Source organism: gamma proteobacterium SS-5 (genome assembly GCA_009497875.2).
Taxonomy (GTDB): domain Bacteria; phylum Pseudomonadota; class Gammaproteobacteria; order Chromatiales; family Chromatiaceae; genus Magnetovirga; species Magnetovirga frankeli.
In genome coordinates, this window is the sequence record CP032508.2 from 616,426 (window position 1) to 634,946 (window position 18,521).

The 18,521-nt window shown below is 64.6% G+C and carries 15 protein-coding genes; 6 read left to right on the top strand and 9 right to left on the bottom strand.

Features of this window, described 5'->3' with window-relative positions; translation table 11 throughout:
- Position 1: 1 nt before the first annotated feature.
- Entirely contained in the window at positions 2 to 2,140 is a 2,139-nt protein-coding gene (locus tag D5125_08135) for an AMP-binding protein (protein ID QFY89457.1), read from the bottom strand.
- 166 nt (positions 2,141 to 2,306) lie between these two features.
- On the opposite strand from D5125_08135, the gene D5125_08140 reads away from it, so the two are divergent.
- Positions 2,307 to 3,797, top strand: coding sequence for a sigma-54-dependent Fis family transcriptional regulator (locus D5125_08140; protein ID QFY89458.1), 1,491 nt, complete (start codon positions 2,307 to 2,309; stop codon positions 3,795 to 3,797).
- Here D5125_08140 and ptsP read toward each other — a convergent pair.
- Both ptsP and D5125_08150 read right to left on the bottom strand, forming a co-directional pair.
- Complete coding sequence (gene ptsP, locus D5125_08145) at positions 3,794 to 6,076, bottom strand: phosphoenolpyruvate--protein phosphotransferase (GenBank protein QFY89459.1); 2,283 nt, start codon at positions 6,074 to 6,076, stop codon at positions 3,794 to 3,796. The two genes, D5125_08140 and ptsP, sit on opposite strands and share 4 nt — an antisense overlap.
- Before the next feature lie 38 nt (positions 6,077 to 6,114).
- On the bottom strand, positions 6,115 to 6,672 hold the full coding sequence (locus D5125_08150; protein ID QFY89460.1) for an RNA pyrophosphohydrolase: 558 nt from the start codon (positions 6,670 to 6,672) through the stop codon (positions 6,115 to 6,117).
- 164 nt (positions 6,673 to 6,836) lie between these two features.
- Here D5125_08150 and D5125_08155 point away from each other — a divergent pair, with 164 nt between their 5' ends.
- The 3 genes from D5125_08155 to D5125_08165 all read left to right on the top strand — a co-directional run bounded on the left by D5125_08155 (position 6,837) and on the right by D5125_08165 (position 9,463).
- Positions 6,837 to 7,493: an HAD family hydrolase gene (locus tag D5125_08155; GenBank protein ID QFY89461.1), complete on the top strand. Its 657-nt coding sequence runs from the start codon at positions 6,837 to 6,839 to the stop codon at positions 7,491 to 7,493.
- Between the two features lie 243 nt (positions 7,494 to 7,736).
- Positions 7,737 to 8,699, top strand: coding sequence for an iron ABC transporter permease (locus tag D5125_08160; protein QFY89462.1), 963 nt, complete (start codon positions 7,737 to 7,739; stop codon positions 8,697 to 8,699).
- The gene (locus D5125_08165; GenBank protein QFY89463.1) at positions 8,699 to 9,463 is read left to right on the top strand and encodes an ABC transporter ATP-binding protein; all 765 of its coding nucleotides are present in this window, start codon (positions 8,699 to 8,701) and stop codon (positions 9,461 to 9,463) included. Before D5125_08160 ends, D5125_08165 begins: the two co-directional genes overlap by 1 nt.
- 24 nt (positions 9,464 to 9,487) lie before the next feature.
- Here D5125_08165 and D5125_08170 read toward each other — a convergent pair whose 3' ends face one another.
- The 6 genes from D5125_08170 to D5125_08195 form a co-directional block, all read right to left on the bottom strand.
- Positions 9,488 to 10,348 (bottom strand): ion transporter, encoded by an 861-nt coding sequence (locus D5125_08170; protein QFY89464.1) that lies wholly within the window; start codon positions 10,346 to 10,348, stop codon positions 9,488 to 9,490.
- A gap of 153 nt (positions 10,349 to 10,501) precedes the next feature.
- Positions 10,502 to 13,915, bottom strand: a complete 3,414-nt coding sequence (locus D5125_08175) for a response regulator (protein QFY89465.1) — start codon at positions 13,913 to 13,915, stop codon at positions 10,502 to 10,504.
- 276 nt (positions 13,916 to 14,191) lie between these two features.
- Entirely contained in the window at positions 14,192 to 15,112 is a 921-nt protein-coding gene (locus D5125_08180) for a substrate-binding domain-containing protein (GenBank protein QFY89466.1), read from the bottom strand.
- A 436-nt stretch (positions 15,113 to 15,548) separates the two neighbouring features.
- A complete protein-coding gene (locus D5125_08185; GenBank protein QFY89467.2) occupies positions 15,549 to 15,737 on the bottom strand; it encodes a putative motility protein in 189 nt (62 codons plus the stop codon).
- Positions 15,738 to 15,840: 103 nt separating this feature from the next.
- The gene (locus tag D5125_08190) at positions 15,841 to 16,800 is read right to left on the bottom strand and encodes a PDC sensor domain-containing protein (GenBank protein ID QFY89468.1); all 960 of its coding nucleotides are present in this window, start codon (positions 16,798 to 16,800) and stop codon (positions 15,841 to 15,843) included.
- Positions 16,797 to 17,129: a DUF1820 family protein gene (locus D5125_08195; protein ID QFY89469.1), complete on the bottom strand. Its 333-nt coding sequence runs from the start codon at positions 17,127 to 17,129 to the stop codon at positions 16,797 to 16,799. Before D5125_08195 ends, D5125_08190 begins: the two co-directional genes overlap by 4 nt.
- 138 nt (positions 17,130 to 17,267) lie before the next feature.
- Here D5125_08195 and hisI point away from each other — a divergent pair, with 138 nt between their 5' ends.
- Complete coding sequence (hisI, locus tag D5125_08200; protein QFY91094.1) at positions 17,268 to 17,672, top strand: phosphoribosyl-AMP cyclohydrolase; 405 nt, start codon at positions 17,268 to 17,270, stop codon at positions 17,670 to 17,672.
- A gap of 63 nt (positions 17,673 to 17,735) precedes the next feature.
- Positions 17,736 to 18,515 carry a hydroxyacylglutathione hydrolase gene (gene gloB / locus D5125_08205; GenBank protein QFY89470.1) on the top strand — a complete coding sequence of 260 codons (780 nt, stop codon included), beginning with the start codon at positions 17,736 to 17,738 and terminating at the stop codon, positions 18,513 to 18,515.
- Positions 18,516 to 18,521 lie beyond the last annotated feature (6 nt).

Sequence of the window (18,521 nt, forward strand, 5' to 3'; positions counted from 1 at the left end):
CTTATTCTCCTGTCAGGGCCAGCTGGCTCAGGCTGGGGTAGTCGATCTTGCCGGTGGCCAGCAGGGGGATCTTATCCAGCCGGATCAGGCTGCGGGGGACATGTAGCTCACTCACCCCCTGAGCGCGGGCGTACTGGCCCAGGGCGGCGCGTTCGGCCTCCGGCTGGGTGGTGAACAGCACCAGCTGTTCGCCCTTGCGCGCATCCGGGCGGCTGACCACGGCGTGCTCCGCCGCTGGCCAGAGGCCCTTGGCCAGCTCCTCCACCAGCCCCAGGGAGACCATCTCACCGGCGATCTTGGCAAAGCGCTTGGCCCGACCGAGGATATGGATGAAGCCATCGCCATCCACCTCGACGATATCGCCGGTGTCGTACCAGCCCCCCGCCGGGGCCACCAGCTGGCCGGGTTGCTCGGCCAGCAGATAGCCGAGCATGACATTGGGCCCGCGCACCCGCAGACGACCGCCGCGCTCCACCCCAGGCACAGGGTCCAGCACCCAGTCGATGCCGGGCAGGAAGCGGCCCACGGTGCCGGAGCGAGCCGCCATGGCGCTATTGACGGCGATCACCGGGCTGGTCTCGGTGGCGCCATAGCCCTCCAGGATGCGCTTGCCGAATTTGTGCATCCACAGCTCGCGGGTCTCCGGGGTCAGCTTCTCGGCCCCGGCGAAGACGTATCTCAGGCTATAGAAATCATAGGGATGGGCATGGCGGGCATAACCGGCCAGAAAGCTGTTGGTGCCGAACAGTATGGTGGCGCCGGTGTCGTAGGCCACCTCGGGCACCATGCGGTAGTGCAGCGGCGAGGGGTAGAGAAAGCACCGCAGGCCATTGAGCAGGGGTAGCAGGGTGGCGGCGGTGAGGCCAAAGGAGTGGAACAGGGGCAGTGCGTTGCACACCAGATCCCTGGGTGAAAAATCCACCCTTGCGGCCATCTGCGCCTGATTGCTGAGCAGGTTGTGATGGGACAGCACCACGCCCTTGGGCGCGCCCTCGGAGCCGGAGGTGAACAGCACCACGGCGGGGTTCTGGCTGTTGCCTCGGCCCGCCGCCGGGTAGAGACCCAGCCGGGCGCGCAGCCAGCCGCCAAGCTTGTCGCCCAGGCCGATCTGTTCGGCCAGATCTTCCAGATAGATGATTTGGATGTCCGCGCCCAGCTCGGTCAGGGTCGCCTCCAGCTTGGCCATCTGGGCAAAGCGGCGCGAGCTGAAGAGGACGCGCACGCCAGCGGTGGCGCAGGCGCTGCGCAGGGCGCGGCTGCCCAGGGTGAAGTTGAGCATGGCCGGGGTGCGGCCCTGGCCGCTGAGGGCGAAAAACAGTACCACGGCGGCATTGGACGACGGCAGCAGCAGGCCCACCCGATCCCCCGCCGTGGTCCACTGGTCGAGCTTGCCGCCGAGGATCAGGCTGCGCGTGATCAGGTCGTTGTAGCTCAGGGGCTTGCGCTGTATGTCCTCCAGCACCGGATGACCGCCGCCGTGGACGCGGCGGGCATCCAGCAGGGCCTGGAACAGGGTCTTATCGCGCTGGCTGGTGTGAAACAGCATCCGCGCCATCAACTCGCCCAGCTCATCGCCCAAGGCGCGACGGCGGGCCCGGCCACGGATCGCAAGCCCAGCGCCCAGGTATTGGGGGGCGAGCAGGCTGATGCGCACCGGCGGGAACCAGCGCAGACGGTAGATGCCCTTGAGGTAGGAGAAGGGGGTGTACTGGGGGCCATCCAGACGTACTGGTAGCAGCGGGGCCTTGGCCCGGTCGGCGGCCATGGCGGCACCGTCATAGACCTTCATCAGGGCGCCGGTGCGGGTGATGCGGCCCTCGGGGAAGATCACCACCTGCTCATCGGCCTTGAGATGGCGGATCAGGGTCTTGATCGAGATGGGGTTGGTGGGGTCCATGGGCAGCAGCCGCACCAAGCCGTGGAAGGGCCGCATCCACCAGCGCTGGGCCACCAGGGTATTGATGGCGAACACCGGCCGACCGGGCAGGAACAGGGCCAGCAGCAGGGCGTCCAGATAGGAGGTGTGGTTGGCGATGATCAGGGCGCGGCCCTGCAGCCGGGCGGCGTGCTCGGCCCCCTCCAGGCGGACCCGGTACAGGCAGGTAAGCAAAAGTCGCAACAGGGTTTTGAACAGGTTCATGGGTGGCTCCGGTTTTGGGGTCTGTGTACCCTTGCAGTCAATTTCTGTGCCATGTCAGAGGGCGGAGGACAGAGGACGGAGGACAGAAGACTGACCGCTTGGGTGCATTTTATGTCATGATGGCATGCAAAATTTGCCCAAGGTTCTAGCTCAGAGACCCAGCCCCATGCCCGAAACCCCGCTCGCCGCCGAGGACCGCCGTTTTTTCGATCTGGTGGCCGATGTCATCTTCGCCAATCCCTTCAGCACCCAATATCAAGAGGTGGCAGCGCGTCTGTCCGAGGTCACCCGCCTGCCGGCCAGCGACAGCAAGCAGCGTTACCTGGATGCCGTGGCCGAGATCCTTTGCGAACGGCTTGCGCAGCTGGCCGGGCGGGGTATCCGCCGGGTCGGGGATGTGCATCCCCGCGATCAGAAGGCCCTGGAATACGTGCTGCTGTTCCGCTGCTATCACAGCTATAACGCGGCCTTTGACGGGCTGATCGAGACCCAGCTCAAACGCGGCGATGAGTCCGTGCCCGTGCCCTTTGCCGATGAACTGCTCGGCGAGCTGGCCGATTGCGGCGTGGCGGCGCTGGATGCCCTGCGCTACATCAGCCTGTTCTATCAGCTGCGCCGTGCCTATCACTTCATCGACCAGACCCTGATCGGCCAGAGCCCCTGCATGGTACGCCTGCGCCATGCCCTGTGGAATAACGTCTTCACCACCGATATCCGCACCTACGGCAACCAGCTGTGGGGGCGCATGGAGGACTTCTCTACCCTGCTGCTGGGGGAGACCGGCAGTGGCAAGGGTGCTGCGGCGGCGGCCATAGGCCGCTCCGGGGCCATCCCCTTTGATCCGGCCAGCGGTCGTTTCAAGGCCAGCTTCACCACCAGTTTTATCGCCACCAATCTGTCCCAGTTCCCGGAGAGCCTGATCGAGTCCGAGCTGTTTGGCCACCGCAAGGGGGCCTTTACCGGTGCCATCGACCACCATCAGGGGGTGTTTCAGCGTTGCAGCCCCCACGGTGCCCTGTTTCTGGATGAGATTGGCGATGTCAGCCTGCCCACCCAGATCAAGCTGCTCAATGTGCTGCAGGAGCGGCGCTTCTCACCCGTGGGCAGTCATCAGGTGATGAAGTTCTCCGGTCGGGTCATAGCCGCCACCAACCGCCCCCTGGACCGGTTGCGCCAGGAGGGGCGTTTTCGCGAGGATTTCTATTATCGACTCAGCTCCGATGTCATTTTGGTGCCCAGCCTGCGCGAGCGCCTGGCGGAGCAGGCCGATGAGTTGGACGCCCTGCTGGCCCTGCTCATCCAGCGCATGACCGGCGGCCAGAATACCAGCCTGGTGGAGCAGGCGCGCCGGGCGCTCAAGGCCCAGTTGCCGCCAAACTACCCCTGGCCGGGCAATGTGCGCGAGCTGGAACAGGCGGTGCGGCGGGTGCTTCTCACTGGCAGCTATCGCCCCGATCTGGATAGCAACCTGGACGCCAATGGCCCAGCCGACCCCTGGCTGGAGGCCCTGACCCAAGGCCAGCTCAGCGCCCAGGAGCTGTTGGCGGGCTATTGCCAGCGGCTTTATCGGCAATGGGGCAGCTATGAAAAGGTAGCGCAACAGACCGGGCTGGATCGGCGCACGGCGAAGAAGCATATAGAGGCCTGTCGGCTTTAGCTCCCCCCTACAGCGCCGGTGGGGGCGACCAGATGCAGCATATCGTGCTCCATCAGCAGGCGTTCCATGAGGATTTTCACCGTCTCCGGTTCCTCGCAACAGAGGGCGGAGGCGGCCATGTGCTGGGCCAGGGGCAGGTCGATGTGGCTCAGCGCGTATTTGATCTTGAGCAGGCCGCCGGCGCTCATGCTCAGGTGACGATAGCCCATGCCCACCAGCAGGATGGCAGAGAGAGGGTTGCCGGCCATCTCGCCACAGACGCTGATGTCCTCCACCTGTGGCCCGGCGTCGCGCATCACCTGATGGATGGCCTTGAGCACCGCCGGATGCAGGTCGCTGAACAGGTCCCCGACATTGGGATTGTTGCGGTCCACCGCCAGCAGATATTGGGTGAGGTCGTTGGTGCCCAGGGAGATGAAATCCACCAGACAGGCCAGGGCCTCGGCCTGAAATACCGCCGAGGGCACCTCGATCATCACCCCCAGTTTGGGCCGCCGTACCTTGCGCCCCTCTTGCAGCACCTCGTCTAGGGCCTGTTGGATCAGGCGCTTGGCGTCGATCACCTCGCTGATGTGACTGATCATGGGCAGCAGGATGCGCAGATTGTCCAGCCCGACCGAGGCGCGCAGCATGGCGCGGACCTGGGTGAGGAAGATCTCCGGGTGATCCAGGGAGATGCGGATGCCGCGCCAGCCGAGGAAGGGATTGGATTCATTGATGGGGAAATAGGGCAGCGGCTTGTCGCCGCCGATATCCAGGGTGCGCAGGGTCACCGGGCGCGGATGGAAATGCTTGAGTACGCGGCGGTAGTTGTTGCGCTGCACCTCTTCGCTGGGAAAGCGGTCACGCACCATGAAAGGCAGTTCGGTACGGTACAGGCCCACGCCTTCGGATTCCTCCAGCCCCAGGCTGCTGGTCTCGGACACCAGGCCGGTGTTCAGATAGACATGCACCCGTTCACCATCCCGGGTCTGTGAGTGACAGCCGCGCATCTGCTCCAGCACCGCGCTCTGGCTGTGCATCTCGCTGATCAGCTTGGCGTATTCCTCCAGCACCGAGGGCGGCGGTTGCAGGTGCACCCGGCCCAGGTAGCCATCCACGATCAGCTCATGCCCCTCCAGTCGGCCGACCTGCAGATCGGCCACACCCATGATGGCCGGAATGCCCAGGGCGCGGGCCAGTATGGCGACGTGGGAAGCACTGGAGCCGGTGGCGCAGACTATGCCCTTGAGCTGGCCCACCGGCACCTCGGCCAGCTGGGTGGCACTGACCTCCTCGCCCACCAGGATGGTGCTCGCGGGGTAGTTCTCCGGCGGCAGGCTTTGGCTGTGCTGCAGGTGCGAGAGGATACGTCGCCCCAGGTCACGGATGTCCGAGCCGCGCTCGCGCATGTAGGCATCTTCCATGCTCTCGAACACCTTGCAGTGCTCGTCGATGGTGCGGCGCAAGGCCCCCGGTGCCCAACAGCCCTGCTGGATCAGCTCTTCCACCCGATTGAGCAGGGAATCGCTGCGCAACAGCATGGCCCAGGCATCGAACAGGGCGGCATCCTCCTCCGACAGGCTGATCGCCATCTGCTGCTTGAGGCCGCCGATCTCGGCGCTGGCCTTGTCCAGGGCGGCGTGAAAGCGGGCCACCTCCTCCTCCGGCCGGTCCACCGGCCGGTCCGGCACCAGCCGCAGCTCGGCCGGCCTGAAGGCCACCACGGCGGTGCCTATACCGACCCCCGAGGCGCTCGGCCGCCCGGTCATAAAGCGCTTTTGCCGCCGCTTGGCCGCCTGCATGGCGGCCAGCTCGCCGCTGGCGTTGGCATGGGTGATGGCCCCGGCCAGCTGCGAGGCCAGGGTGAGCAGAAAGGTGGCCTCATCCTCGGCAAAGCGGCGCTGCTCCCTCTGCTGCGCCACCAGTACCCCCAGCACCCGGCGATGCTGGATGATGGGCACGCCGAGGAAGCCGTTGTAGGGCTGCTCGCCGGTCTCGGGGATGAAGCGGTAGTTGGGGTGGCTGGTGGCGTCTTGCAGGTTGATCGGCTCGGCGCGGTCGCAGACCAGGCCGATCAGGCCCTTGTGCAGGGCCAGATGGACCCGATCCACCGCCTCCGGCCGCAGGCCGTCACTGGCCCGCAGCACATGTCGGCCCTTGTCGAAGTCGGTCAGATAGACGGAGCAGACATCGGCCTTTACCGCCACCTTGACCCGCTGCACGATGACCTCCAGGGCAGCGCGCAGGTTGGGCGCGTCGTTGACCTCCTGAACGATACGGCGCAGGGTCTCCAGCATCTAGCGGACCCCGCTCAACGGCGCAATGGACAGGCGGTTCAGCGTCTTGCTCCCTGGCGCTGGCTGGATTGACGGCCGTAGCGGGACTCCCGCTGCCAGTCGCTGCGCTGGCGTGGCGCGCCCTCGGGAAACAGCAAGGGGGCCAGCTCGCGCAGGGCCCTGGTATAGACCTGGCGCTTGAAATAGACCACCTCATTGACCGGCCGCCAGTAGTGTACCCAGCGCCAGTGGTCGAATTCAGGCTTGGCGTTGCGGTCGAGGCAAAACGCGCTCTCCTCGCACAGTACCCGCAGCAGGAACCAGCGCTGCTTCTGGCCCACGCACAGGGGTTGGCAGTTGCGCCGAATAAAGCGTTTGGGCAGGTAGTAGCGCAGCCAGCCACGGGTGTTGCCGATCAACTCCACCTGCTGGGGCAGCAGCCCGACCTCCTCCTCCAGCTCACGGTACATCGCTTGTTCCGGCGTCTCCTGCTCGTCGATGCCGCCTTGAGGAAACTGCCAGGCATTCTGGCCGATACGCCGTCCCCAAAAGAGTTTGCGCTGCTCGTTGCAGAGGATGATGCCGACATTGGGACGAAAACCATCGGAATCGATCACTTGAGTAATTCTTGTCTGAGTTTGATATGGTCCGCATTCTTTCACATCCACGGCCCCAGCGGCAACCGCTAAAGGTGCTGGCCTGGCCGGATGATGGATAGATAAGCTACTGCTAATAAAGAAAATTCATCTCAACTATACCCGTTAGCGCTGAGGAACAGCCCATGGCCCTTGCCCTGTTTGATCTCGACAACACCCTGCTCGGCGGCGACTCCGATCACCTCTGGGGCGAATACCTGGTGGAGCTTGGGGTGGTCGATGGCGAGCAGTACCGCGCCGCCAACGACCGCTTCTACCAGCAATACCGGGATGGGCTGCTGGATATCGACCAATTCCTCGCCTTCGCCCTGCGCCCGCTGAGCCAGCATCCCCTGGAACAACTGGAGCAATGGCACGCGCAGTTCATGCGGCTGAAGATCGAACCCATCGTCCTGCCCGCCGCGCTGGAACTGGTGGCGCACCACCGCAGCCAGGGCGATCAGCCGGTGATCATCACCGCCACCAACCGCTTCGTCACCGCCCCCATTGCCGCGCGTTTCGGTGTCGATCAACTCATCGCCACCGAGCCTGAGTTCATCGATGGCAGTTACAGCGGCCGGGTGGCCGGCGTGCCCTGCTTCCGCGAGGGCAAGGTGACCCGGCTGCGGCACTGGCTGCAACAGCAGGGGCTGGACCTGAGCGGCAGCAGCTTCTACAGCGACTCGCACAACGACCTGCCCCTGCTGGAACAGGTCAGCCAGCCGGTCGCCGTCGATCCCGACCCGACCCTGGCAGAGCAGGCCCAAGAGCGCGGCTGGCCGATCATCAGCCTGCGCGGCTAGGCTGGCCATGGGTTTTTTGGGACGCAGAGTCCGCCGAGAAGCGCGGAGCCATAGGGCCTGTAGGTCGGGCTTCAGCCCGACAGGCCTGGCCACTGGTGCGAGAGCCAACCCCGTAGCCCGGATGCAGCGAAGCGATGTCCTGAGCCTGTCGAAGGGCGGAATCCGGGCTACGTCACCCTCATTCTTCATCTGCGTCCTCTGCGCTGCTTTGCGTCCTCTGCGTCCCGCTCTTACCTAGCCGACATGCCTAACAACCACCGCCTGCTCCTCGGTCTGCTGCTGGCTACCCCGCTGGGGCTGCTTGCCGCCCTGGCCAGCGGCAGCCTGGCCCTGGGCCCGGATCAGCTCTGGCAGGCGCTGAGCGGTGGCGGCGAGCCCCTGCTGCGGGGCCTGGTGCTCGACCTGCGCCTGCCCCGCGCCCTGGCGGCGCTGATCTGCGGCGGCCTGCTGGCCCTGGCCGGGGCCCTGATCCAGGTGCTGCTGCGTAACCCCCTGGGCGACCCCTATGTGCTCGGTATCTCCGGCGGGGCCAGCGCCGGTGCCCTGGCCGCCCTGCTACTGAACAGCCCGCTGCTGCCACTGACCCCGGCGGCGGCGCTGGGGGCTTTGGTCTCCCTGCTGCTGGTGTTCGGCCTGACCAGCGCACGCGGCTGGAGCATCCAGCGCCTGCTGCTCACCGGGGTGGTGATCGCCGCCGGTTGGGGCGCACTGATCAGCCTGGTACTCGCGCTCAGCCCCAGCGAGCGCCTGCCGGGGATGCTGTTCTGGCTGATGGGCGATTTGTCCACCAGCCAGGGCCTGCTCGGTCCCGGCCTGATCCTGCTTGGCGGCCTGCTCATCGGCCTGCTGCTGGCACCCCAGTTGAACCTGCTGCTGCAAGGCGAGCTACAGGCCGCCGCCCTGGGGGTGGAGGTACGCCGCCTGCGCATCATCCTGTTCCTGCTCAGCTCGGTGCTCACCGCCAGCGCCGTCACCCTGGCCGGCAGCATCGGCTTCATCGGCCTGGTGGCGCCGCACCTGTTCCGCCTGCTCGGCGGCAGTGACCACCGACTGCTGTTGCCCGGCGCCCTGCTCATCGGCGGTCTGCTGTTGCTCCTGGCCGACACCCTGGCGCGCAGCCTGATCGCCCCGCAGCAACTGCCCCTGGGGGCGCTCACCGCCCTGATCGGCGTGCCCCTGTTTCTCTACCTGCTCAACCGCCGCTGATGCTCCAGATCGAAGACCTAAGCCTGGGCTACGGCCAACACTGCCTGGTCAGGGGGCTGCACCTACGCATCCGGCCCGGTGAGCGCTGGGCCCTGCTTGGCCTTAACGGCAGCGGCAAGACCAGCCTGCTGCACTGCCTGGCCGGGCTGATGGCACCACAGCGCGGCCAGATTCACCTGCAAGGTCAGCCCCTGGGCCAACTGCGTCGGGCGCGGATCGCCCGCCAGCTTGGCCTGCTGTTGCAGCAACAAAACGACAGCTTTCCCATCGGCGTGCGCGAGGCCCTGCTGGCCGGGCTCCACCCCCATCTTGGTTTCTGGGGCTGGCCCAGCCCGGCCGAGCGACGCCGGGCGGAGGATCTATTGGACCTGCTGGAATTGACCGAACTGGCCGAGCGCCAAAGCGACAGCCTCTCCGGCGGCGAGCGCCAGCGCCTGGCCATAGCCCAGCTGTTGTTGCAGCGGCCCAGCCTGGCCCTGCTGGATGAGCCCGACAGCCAGCTCGATCCCTGCCGCCGCACCTGTCTCACCGAACTGCTGGCACAGCGCTTCAGCCAGCCCGGCCACGCCTGCCTGATGAGCCTGCACGACCCCAACCTGGCCCAGCGCTGCTGCAACCGGGTGCTGCTGCTGTTCGGTGATGGCCGCTGGCGGGCCGGGCGCAGCGAGGAGTTGCTCAGCCAGGAACACCTGGAGCAGGTCTATGGCTGTCGCGTGAGTGAATACGAAACCGACCGGGGCCGCCTGTTTCTGCCGGGGTTTTGAACCTGAGGCCCATGGGGTACCGGATCAGGGGTCTTTTGGGTCCAGCTTGGCGCTGAGCCCTTGTACCTCCCTGCGCAGCTGCCTAAGCTCCTCCTCCAGGCCGTGGGTGGCCTGGATGTCCTGCTGGATCAGGCCGCTGGTCTCTTCCTTGTTGGCCTGTTCTATGGCGTTCATGCTGTTGACTATGATGGCGATGAACAGGTTGAGCATGGTGAAGGTGGCGATCAGGATAAAGGGTACAAAAAAGGCCCAGGCCCAGGGATAGACCTCCATCACCGGCCGGGCTATGCCCATCGACCAGCTCTCCAGGGTCATCACCTGGAACAGGGTATAGAGGCTCTGGCCCAGGCTGCCGAACCAGTGCGGAAAGCCCTGGCCGAACAGGTTGGTGGCGATGACGGCGAAGACATAGAACAGCACCCCCATGAGCCCGGCGATGGAGGCGATGCCGGGCAGGGAGCCGAGCAGGGCCTCGACCACGATGCGTAGTTGGCGAAACTGGGAGATCAGGCGCAGTACCCGCAACACCCGCAGCACGCGCAATACGGCAAACTGACCGCTGGCCGGGATCAGGGCGATGGCGACCACGGCGAAGTCGAATAGGTTCCAATTGCTGCGGAAGAAGGACCAACGCTGGACATAGAGCTTGAGCAGTATCTCGACGATGAAGACGCCGAGGATGATCTTGTCCAGCCGCAGCAGCAGCTCGCCGTAGCTGGCCATGATGGCAGGCGAGGTCTCCAGGCCGAGGATGATGGCGTTGATGATGATCAGGCCGATGATCAGTTGGCCAAAGCCCTTGGCCTGGACCAGGCGCTCGGCGCGTTGGCGCAGGCCCAGGTTGGGGCCGAACGGGTTGGGGCTGGATGGGGTGGGGTCGGACATGGGCCTTGGGTGTTTGCGTTCTGGGTTTTAAAGGGAAGTTTGCTCGTGAGTTACAGGGCCTTCATTTTCCCTGATTGCCCACAAATCTCAGCCAATCGAATAGGGCGGCCCGTGGCCGTAGGCGCGGCTTTCATTTTTTGCGCCGATTCTGTCTCAACCCCGCTGTAGTTGGCGGATCAGCCGGGCGGCGTGGCTGTAGTCGTAGGCCTCCAGGGCCCGTTCTATGGCCTTGATGGCGGCGGCATGATGCTCGGCACCGGGGCACTGGGCCAGTTGGCCGACCATCTCGTGGGCGCTGAAATCATCCGCCTGCAAGAGATCCAGCAGGCGCTGCAACTGGGTCTTGAGTTCGGCCGCCAGGGTCGGCCGGGCCGCCTGGGCCTCTGGCTGCAACCGCTCCAGGCCGGTCAGCACCTGCTCCAGCTGCTCGCCCAGGGCCTGTAGCTGCCCCTGCCATTGTGGCCCCTGCTCGCGGCAGCTCTGCTCCAGCAGGGACGCCTGCTGTTGTACCTGGGTGATGCCGAGGTTACCCGCCACCCCCTTGAGGGAGTGGGCCAGGCGTCTGGCCTCTTCCCAGTCGCCCTGTTCGATGGCCTGGCGGACGTCCAGCGCAAAGCCCTGCGGGAAGTCCCTGTAGCTGGCGTAAAAGCGCTTGAGCAGACGCCGGTAGAGGGCCAGGTTGTGCTGCGTGGTGGCCAGCCCCTGGGCGCTGTCGATGCCGGGCAGCCCGGCCAGCTGGGCCAGTTCGTCGGTCTCATCGGTCGGCAGGTCGCCGCTTGAGGCCTGTAGCACGCCCTGGCCGGCCTGCAACCAGCGGCCCATGACGCGAAACAGGCTGTCCGGGTCGATCGGCTTGGCGATGTGGTCATTCATGCCCGCCGCCAGGGCCTTTTCCCGGTCGCCGATCATGGCATTGGCGGTCAGCGCCAGTACGGGTAGCTGCCGATAGCGCGCTTGGGCACGGATGCGCCGGGTCGCCTCGTAGCCATCCATCCGTGGCATCTGGCAGTCCATCAGCACCAGATCGAAGTCGTTCTGCTCCAGCCGCCTCAGCGCCTGTTCGCCGTTCACCGCCACCTGGGTTCTGACCCCCCGGCTGGCGAGCAGTTCCACTACCAGTTCGCGGTTGATCTCGTTGTCCTCTACCAGCAGCACTCGGGCACCGCGCAGACGCGCCTGGATCTGCTCCAGATCTTGGACATCCTGGGCCAGGCTCGGTATTGCCTCGGGTTCCGTGGCGCGCCAGCCCAGCTCGATACTGAAGGAGAAGGTGCTGCCCACGCCGGGCTCGCTCTCCAGCTTGATGTCGCCGCCCATGTAGCCGATGATCCGGCGGGAGATGGTCAGGCCCAGCCCGGTGCCGCCGTACTTGCGGGTGGTGGAGGCATCGGCCTGGCTGAAGGCCTGGAACAGTCTTTGCTGGTCTTCCTTGCTGATACCAATGCCGCTGTCCGCCACCGAGAACAGCAGGCGCACCCGTTGCGGGTTTTGTTCCTGCAGCGCCACGCTCAGGTTCACCCTGGCCCCCGGCGGGCTGAACTTGACTGCGTTGCTGAGCAGGTTGAGCAATACCTGACGCAGGCGCAGGGGGTCGCCGAGGAGCATGTTGGGAACCTCTGGGGCCACCCTGATCTGGATCGATAGGCCCTTCTCCTCCGCCTTGGAGCCGACCAGGCTGTTGAGCTGTTCGATCAGTTCGTTCAGGCGGAAACCCACTACCTCCAACTCCAGGCGACCGGCCTCGATCTTGGAAAAATCCAGGATATCATTGAGTATGCCCAGCAGGCCGACGGCGGAATCGTGAGCCCGGCGGGCAAAGTTGCGCTGTTTGGGCGCAAGCTCGCTGGACAGCAGCAGGTGGGTCATGCCGATGATGCCGTTCATCGGCGTGCGGATCTCGTGGCTCATGTTGGCCAGAAATTCCGACTTGGCACGGTTGGCCTGCTCCGCCTCGGTCTTGGCCTGCTCCAGCTCCTGGGTGCGCTGGGCCACCAGGCGCTCCAGGTTGTCGCGGTAGTCGCGCAGCTCGCGCTCGCTGGCCTTGGCCTCGGTGATGTCCTCGGAGATGCCGAGCAGAAAGCGCGGCTGGCCCTGTTCATCCTTGATCGGCACCTTGCGCGTGTGCAGTATCCTGCGCCCCCCTGGGGTATGGATCTCCTCCTCGGCGATATCCAGTACCCGGCCCTGCTCCAACACCTCTCGATCCTTCTGGCTGAAGATATCGGCCTGTTGCGGGTCAAACAGGTCTGCATCGCAGCGGCCAAGCAGGTCTTCCTTGCGTATCCCCAGCAGGCGCTCCCCGGCCGGGTTGAAGTGGACAAAGCGCAAACCCTCGGCCTCCTTGACAAAGAGCATCAGCGGCAGCTGGTCGATGATGGTTTGCAGGAAATGCTCCCGTTCGCGGATATCCTCGGCCATCTGATTCATCGCCTGGGCCAGCTCGCCCAACTCGTTGCGGCCGGGCACCTGCACCGGCCTGAGGTAGTCCCCCGCCTGGAACCGGCGCGCCCCCAGGGTCAGCTCATGCAGGGGGCGGTTGATCATCTGCCGCAGCCAGATCAGGCTCAGGGGGATGACCAGCAGGGTAACCAGGAGGATGGCCATAAGGACCGAGCGGCGGGTGCTCTGGCTGGCCACGCTGTAGCTGCTGTCGGGATAGCGCGCCAGGGTGTAATAGTCACCCAGACGGGGTGCCGGGGCCTGACGTATGCCGACAAAGCCCAGCCTGGGGCTATAGCTGAGGTGTTCACCCGGAATGCCCCGGCGCAGCTGGGCGATGACAAAGTCTTGCAGGTCCTCACTGACCTGACCGGCCACCACCGCAAGACCAGGGGCCAGCAGGCTGAATTCCAGGCCGCTGGCGGGCAGGGCCTGGAAGAACCCTTGATCCAGCCGCTTGGCCAGTACCAGGCTGCCGATCGGGCGTTGCTCGTCGGGGCCCAGTGGCAGCAGCAGGGTGCGTTTGGCAAACAGATGCAGGTGTTGTTCGTAGAGCCGGTAGTCGATCAGCTCACCGGCGGGAAAGTCGCTGTGCAGGCGCTTCTCCAGCCCCTGGCGCAGGTGCCGTTGCTGGTCGAGGGGCAGTTTGGGGTCATCCAGGAATTGCAGCTTGGGCAGGCCATCGCGGAAGCTGAGGATGCCGCGCACATGCTCCGTGCCCCTGCCGATGATGAACAGCACCAGCTGACCCCGGTCATCATAGAGAAAGAGTTCGTTGGCCTGGCTGGTGCGCAGCTGCGGCAGCAACAGATCGAGCAGCTTTTTCTTTTCCGCGTCGAACAGGCCGGCCTTGTAGTCCTTGGGGTCCTGATAGCGGGCAATGAGATTGAGCGAGGCGCGCAACCGCTGGCTGCGGGCCATGGTGGCGGTATTTTCCAGCACCGATTGCTCCAGTTGCCGCAGATGGTTTTGCACCAGATCAAAGCCCGAGCGGATCTGCTCCTGGGCCTGATTACGGTGATAGTCGAGCAGGCTGCTGTTGATCAAATAGCCCACCCCAGCCAGGGACAGGACCACGCTGAAAAAGGAAAACAGCAGGAGTCTGAAGCTGATGGAAGAAGGATTCATGTCAGGCAAGGACCTTGCTGTGTGGCACTGGGCTTCGGGCTTCCGCTTTACTCAGCCAGCGGTGTTAGTGTGAAACTTGCGGCAGCGACTGGCTTGCCATGCGGCATAGGGCGGGCCGCGCCCGCCATGGGCCGCCCTATGTTCTCCCGCCCATCATGGGGCTGGCAACTCACGAGTCCAGAATCCCGAAATCGCCAGAAGATGTTTCGTGTTCCGGGGTGCCCCACATCCAGCTCAGATAGGTGTGGGATCGCCCCATGATTCTTAGCTTCTTGCTCAGAAAACCGGCTCAACCTCGGCGGCATTGTCCCGGTTTACCGGCACCGACTCCAGGAGCCATTCTTTTGGTACGTGCTCCCCACGCAGCAGGCGCAGGGCCATCTGCGCGCCTTCCCGGCCGCCGGTGGGGTAGGTGAAGCTGAGGCTCTGCTCACCGGCCAGTATCGCCTGACGCGCCTCAGGCACGTAATCGATCCCCACGATGGGCAGGCTGCCGGGGGCTATGCCCTGATATTTCAACGCCATGCGCGCACCGGCGGCCATGCTGTCGCTGTGCGCGTAGATGGCATCAAAACGCACCCTGCGGGCGAGCAGTTCCTCCACCGCCAGAATGGCATCGGCGCGCAAAAAATTGGCCACCCGATGGGTGATGCGGATCTCGGGGTAGGCCTGGGTCACGGCAACAAAGGCCTGGGTGCGCTGCCGGGTGGTGGTGGCCTCGGGGATGCCCTGCAACATCAGGATATGACCCTTGCCGCCGAGCCGTTCGACCAGATACTCCGCCGCCTTGCGCGCAATGGCGGCGTTGTCCGGGCGGATAAAGCAATCGTAGTCATCACTGGCTATGCCGCGACTCAGGAGCACCACCGGCGTGCCCTGGGCGCGGACCCCGGCGATGACCTCGGCCAGCAGGTTTTGGTCCCTGGGGCTGGTGATCAGCAGGTCCACCCCCTGGCGCACCAACTGCTCGATGTGCATGGCCTGCAGGGCGGTATCGCCCCTGGCATCGGTATAAATGAACTCCACCCCAGGGTGTTTTTGCAACTCCCGCTGCACCTCCCACACCTGGGCCCGACGCCAGTCATTGGCCAGGGTATCCTGGGCAAAACCGATGCGATAACCGGCCGCGCCCAACAGGCCGGGCAGCAGCCAGAGCAGAATCAGACAATACGGCAGAAGCAAGCGATTTAGGTTCATGAATCAGTGGCCCGGGGTCAGAAAACAGAAGACAGAGGACAGAGGCCAGAAAACAGAGGACAGTAGAAACCACCCATTGGTACTGGCTCGCGGGTTTAGGAGATATTTGCCCACAAAAGGCCGCCGACCCTGCGTATGATCTGGAACCTTCATCGCGCCCTGGGTATTCCTGCAGAAAGCCTCATTCGCCCGCCAGCGGGCATATAGGCAGCCACTGACCTTGCCAGGTCAAACCGCCATGACCGACCTCCATTTCATCGAGCAGCAATTTCCCCTCGCTCGCATCTGCGCCGTTCAATCCTCTGCATCCTCTGCGTCCCTGATGGAGTTTACCCGAATCCGGTGCGGATGGCGCAGGGGGCAAAAAAAGGCCCTGGCTACGGGAAGCGGCCAGGGCTAGAGTTGAGTTGAGTTGAGTGTTCAGGCTTGGCCTGATTCAGGCATAGACATTCAGATTTTGGCCCAGATTTCCCTCGGGAGCGGCCTGTGCAGCAGAATCCACCAGCTTCAGCGCCGCCTGGCCCTGTTGCTCCATGACGTCTTTTTGTTTGCCCAACATGGCCGCCTGCAGTTGCAGGTTGCCGCTCATAGCGGTCGATGAGACCGGGTTTAGTGTCGCGTCCATTAAACCTCTCCAGTACGAGTGAAAAAAATGCCCATTGTCGAAAGGGACGATCAGGTTGGCGGCCGGATTCTGGCAAACTTTAGGCCCTTAGTTCGATTTGCTGTCACATGCCCTCCCAGAAGGCCGAATCCCGCGCCAGAAACTGGTCGTAGGGGATGTAGTGGGAGCCATCGCAGGAGAAATTCAGGCCGACGATGCCGTTGAAGATATTGATGGAGCCGGCCCGCAGGTAGAAGGTTTGATCGGCAAAGCGCAGGTGCTTGAAGGTGTCCAGTATCGGCCGGATGCTCTCCACCGGGACCATGGCGTCCTTGGGGTAGGGGTAATGCGGGTAGGCCAGGCAGATGTCCGGGTCCATCAGCTCTTCGTGGCTGAGGATGTGGAACCGGTAGGGGTCTTCCAGGCTCCACACCGTGGCGCGGCTGCTGGAGAAATGCAGCTTGCCGTGGAAGATGCCGTTTTGCGCCATCAGTTCCGCCAGCACCGGGATGACCAGGTCGATCTGCCCATCCAGGGCGCTGTCGATGCGGCACTGCTTGAACACCTGGCCGCGAATGGCCGGATCGCCCTTGATCTGCCGCCACTGACCGGGCTGCTCGTAATGCTCGCGGGTGAGGGGCAGATCACGCAGGTCAAAGTCGGCCCCCAGATAGCCCAGCAGCTGGCCATCGCGCTGGATCTTCTGCACCGCGGTCACCGAGGGACGGTTGGCGCGCAGGCTCAGATAGGCCTCGGACAGGGTCATGTCGCGCTCGGGGTCCAGTTGCTGCATGTAGGGCCGATCCGAGCGGTCGCGGTTGAAGTCCTTGCCAACCAGACCGGCATGGGAGGCGTTGTCGGACAGCTGGCGGCAGCTGGCGTCCATCACGTACATAAAGGTGGCATAGGGCAGGCGCTGCAACTGGTGTTGCAGGGTTTCATCCAGGGCCTGCTTGTCGTCCAGCACCTTGGCGCAACGCCGCGCCGCCCGCTGCATGGGATCGAGCAGCAGGTTGTAGAGCGAGGCCCGCTGACGGGCGATCAGCGCCTTGAGTTGACTGTTTTCCGCTGGAGTCGGGGTCATGGTGTGGTGCGTCCCCCTGGTGGGTAGAAGCCGGTGGGAAAGGGCATGACATTGCCCTTGCCGTCGATCTCGTGGATCTTGCTGGTGCCCTTTTTCTCTACCTCGTCCACGCGGATCACGGCGTGTATGGGCACCAGGGTGCGCGAGACACCGCTGAATTCGTCCTTCAGCCTTTCCTCGGCGGGGTCGATCACCAGCCCCTTGTGCTGGTCGAACAGCAGGCCCTCGACCACGACAAAGCCATACATCTCGCTCTGATGCACGGATTCGGCATAGAGTTCGTAGATCTTGCCCTGGTTGATGAAGCTGATGCGATAGATAGAGGTCATGGGGTCTTTCAAGCTGGCCGGTGGGGTATTGTACCCTGTCGGCGTATGATATGGCGGTCGAACAGGGATTAAGCAATCGCTAAGGCCCTGGCGGCCCCAATTTGGAGGTAGAGCATGTCGCTGAAACAAACTGAATCCATGCAGCCGGGCAGCTCCATCGGCCTGGGCGAGGCCCTGGATAGCCTGCCCTGGGATGCCGCTGGCCTGCTCCCGGCCATAGCCCAACAGCACGACAGCGGCGAGGTGCTGATGCTGGCCTGGATGAACCGCGCCGCCCTGGAGGAAAGCCTGCGCACTGGCCGGGTCTGCTACTGGTCACGCTCGCGCCAGGCCTACTGGCGCAAGGGCGAGGAGTCCGGTCAGGTGCAGTGGCTCAAGGAGATGCGGCTGGACTGCGATGGCGATGCCATTCTGCTGCGGGTGGATCAAACCGGCCCGGCCTGCCACACCGGTCGCCGCAGCTGCTTCTACCATCGCGTGGCGGGCGACCGCCTGGTGGTGGACTCGGCCCCCCTGATCGACCCGGCCGAACTCTATCAGTAGCCTGCCCCGTGCCGCCTGTTTTCGTTTTTTATTCAGTATGTTACTGGTAAGGAGCTGATTGCCATGCCCATCACCGCCATCCCTGCCTTTACCGATAACTACATCTGGCTGATCCCCCATGCCGAGCCCGCCGACTGGGTCAGCGTGGTGGATCCCGGCGATGCCGAGCCGGTCTTGGCCCGGCTGCGCACCGAGGGCCTGAGGGTGGCGGCGATCCTCGTCACCCACCAGCACGGCGACCACTGTGGCGGTGTGGGCGAGTTGGTGCAGGCCTTTCCCGGCATCCCGGTGTATGGCCCGGCCCATGAGTCGGCCAGCGGGGTGAGTCATCCCCTCAGTGATGGCGACGCTATCACCCTGCCACACAGCGACATCCGCCTGCAGGTGCTGGAGCTGCCCGGTCATACCCAGGGCCATCTGGCCTATTACCGGCCTGGTGCGTTGTTCTGCGGCGATACCCTGTTCGCCTGTGGCTGCGGCCGGGTGTTCAGCGGCACCCCAGGCCAGCTGCACGCCTCCTTGCAGCGCATCGCCGCCCTGCCGCCGGATACCCTGTGCTACTGCGCCCACGAATATACCCAGGCCAACATCGGCTTTGCCCAATGGGTCGAGCCGGATAGTGCCGCCCTGGCCGAGTACGCCCGGCAGGTGGCCGCGCAGCGGGCGGCGGGGCGGCCCAGCCTGCCCACCCCGCTGCGGACGGAGCTGGCCTGCAACCCCTTTCTGCGTACCCAGGTGCCTGAGGTGATCCTCGCCGCCGAGGCCTATGCCGACCGACCCCTGACCGATAGCGAGGCGGTCTTTACCACCCTGCGTGCCTGGAAGGACAAGGATTACGATTGATTCGGC

Excerpts from the sequence above, each read along its gene's own strand:
- D5125_08135 (QFY89457.1), bottom strand. The coding sequence starts at position 2,140 with ATGAACCTGTTCAAAACCCTGTTGCGACTTTTGCTTACCTGCCTGTAC.
- D5125_08140 (QFY89458.1), top strand. The coding sequence starts at position 2,307 with ATGCCCGAAACCCCGCTCGCCGCCGAGGACCGCCGTTTTTTCGATCTG.
- ptsP (QFY89459.1), bottom strand. The coding sequence starts at position 6,076 with ATGCTGGAGACCCTGCGCCGTATCGTTCAGGAGGTCAACGACGCGCCC.
- D5125_08155 (QFY89461.1), top strand. The coding sequence starts at position 6,837 with ATGGCCCTTGCCCTGTTTGATCTCGACAACACCCTGCTCGGCGGCGAC.
- D5125_08160 (QFY89462.1), top strand. The coding sequence starts at position 7,737 with ATGCCTAACAACCACCGCCTGCTCCTCGGTCTGCTGCTGGCTACCCCG.
- D5125_08165 (QFY89463.1), top strand. The coding sequence starts at position 8,699 with ATGCTCCAGATCGAAGACCTAAGCCTGGGCTACGGCCAACACTGCCTG.
- D5125_08170 (QFY89464.1), bottom strand. The coding sequence starts at position 10,348 with ATGTCCGACCCCACCCCATCCAGCCCCAACCCGTTCGGCCCCAACCTG.
- D5125_08175 (QFY89465.1), bottom strand. The coding sequence starts at position 13,915 with ATGAATCCTTCTTCCATCAGCTTCAGACTCCTGCTGTTTTCCTTTTTC.
- D5125_08180 (QFY89466.1), bottom strand. The coding sequence starts at position 15,112 with ATGAACCTAAATCGCTTGCTTCTGCCGTATTGTCTGATTCTGCTCTGG.
- D5125_08185 (QFY89467.2), bottom strand. The coding sequence starts at position 15,737 with ATGGACGCGACACTAAACCCGGTCTCATCGACCGCTATGAGCGGCAAC.
- D5125_08190 (QFY89468.1), bottom strand. The coding sequence starts at position 16,800 with ATGACCCCGACTCCAGCGGAAAACAGTCAACTCAAGGCGCTGATCGCC.
- D5125_08195 (QFY89469.1), bottom strand. The coding sequence starts at position 17,129 with ATGACCTCTATCTATCGCATCAGCTTCATCAACCAGGGCAAGATCTAC.
- hisI (QFY91094.1), top strand. The coding sequence starts at position 17,268 with ATGCAGCCGGGCAGCTCCATCGGCCTGGGCGAGGCCCTGGATAGCCTG.
- gloB (QFY89470.1), top strand. The coding sequence starts at position 17,736 with ATGCCCATCACCGCCATCCCTGCCTTTACCGATAACTACATCTGGCTG.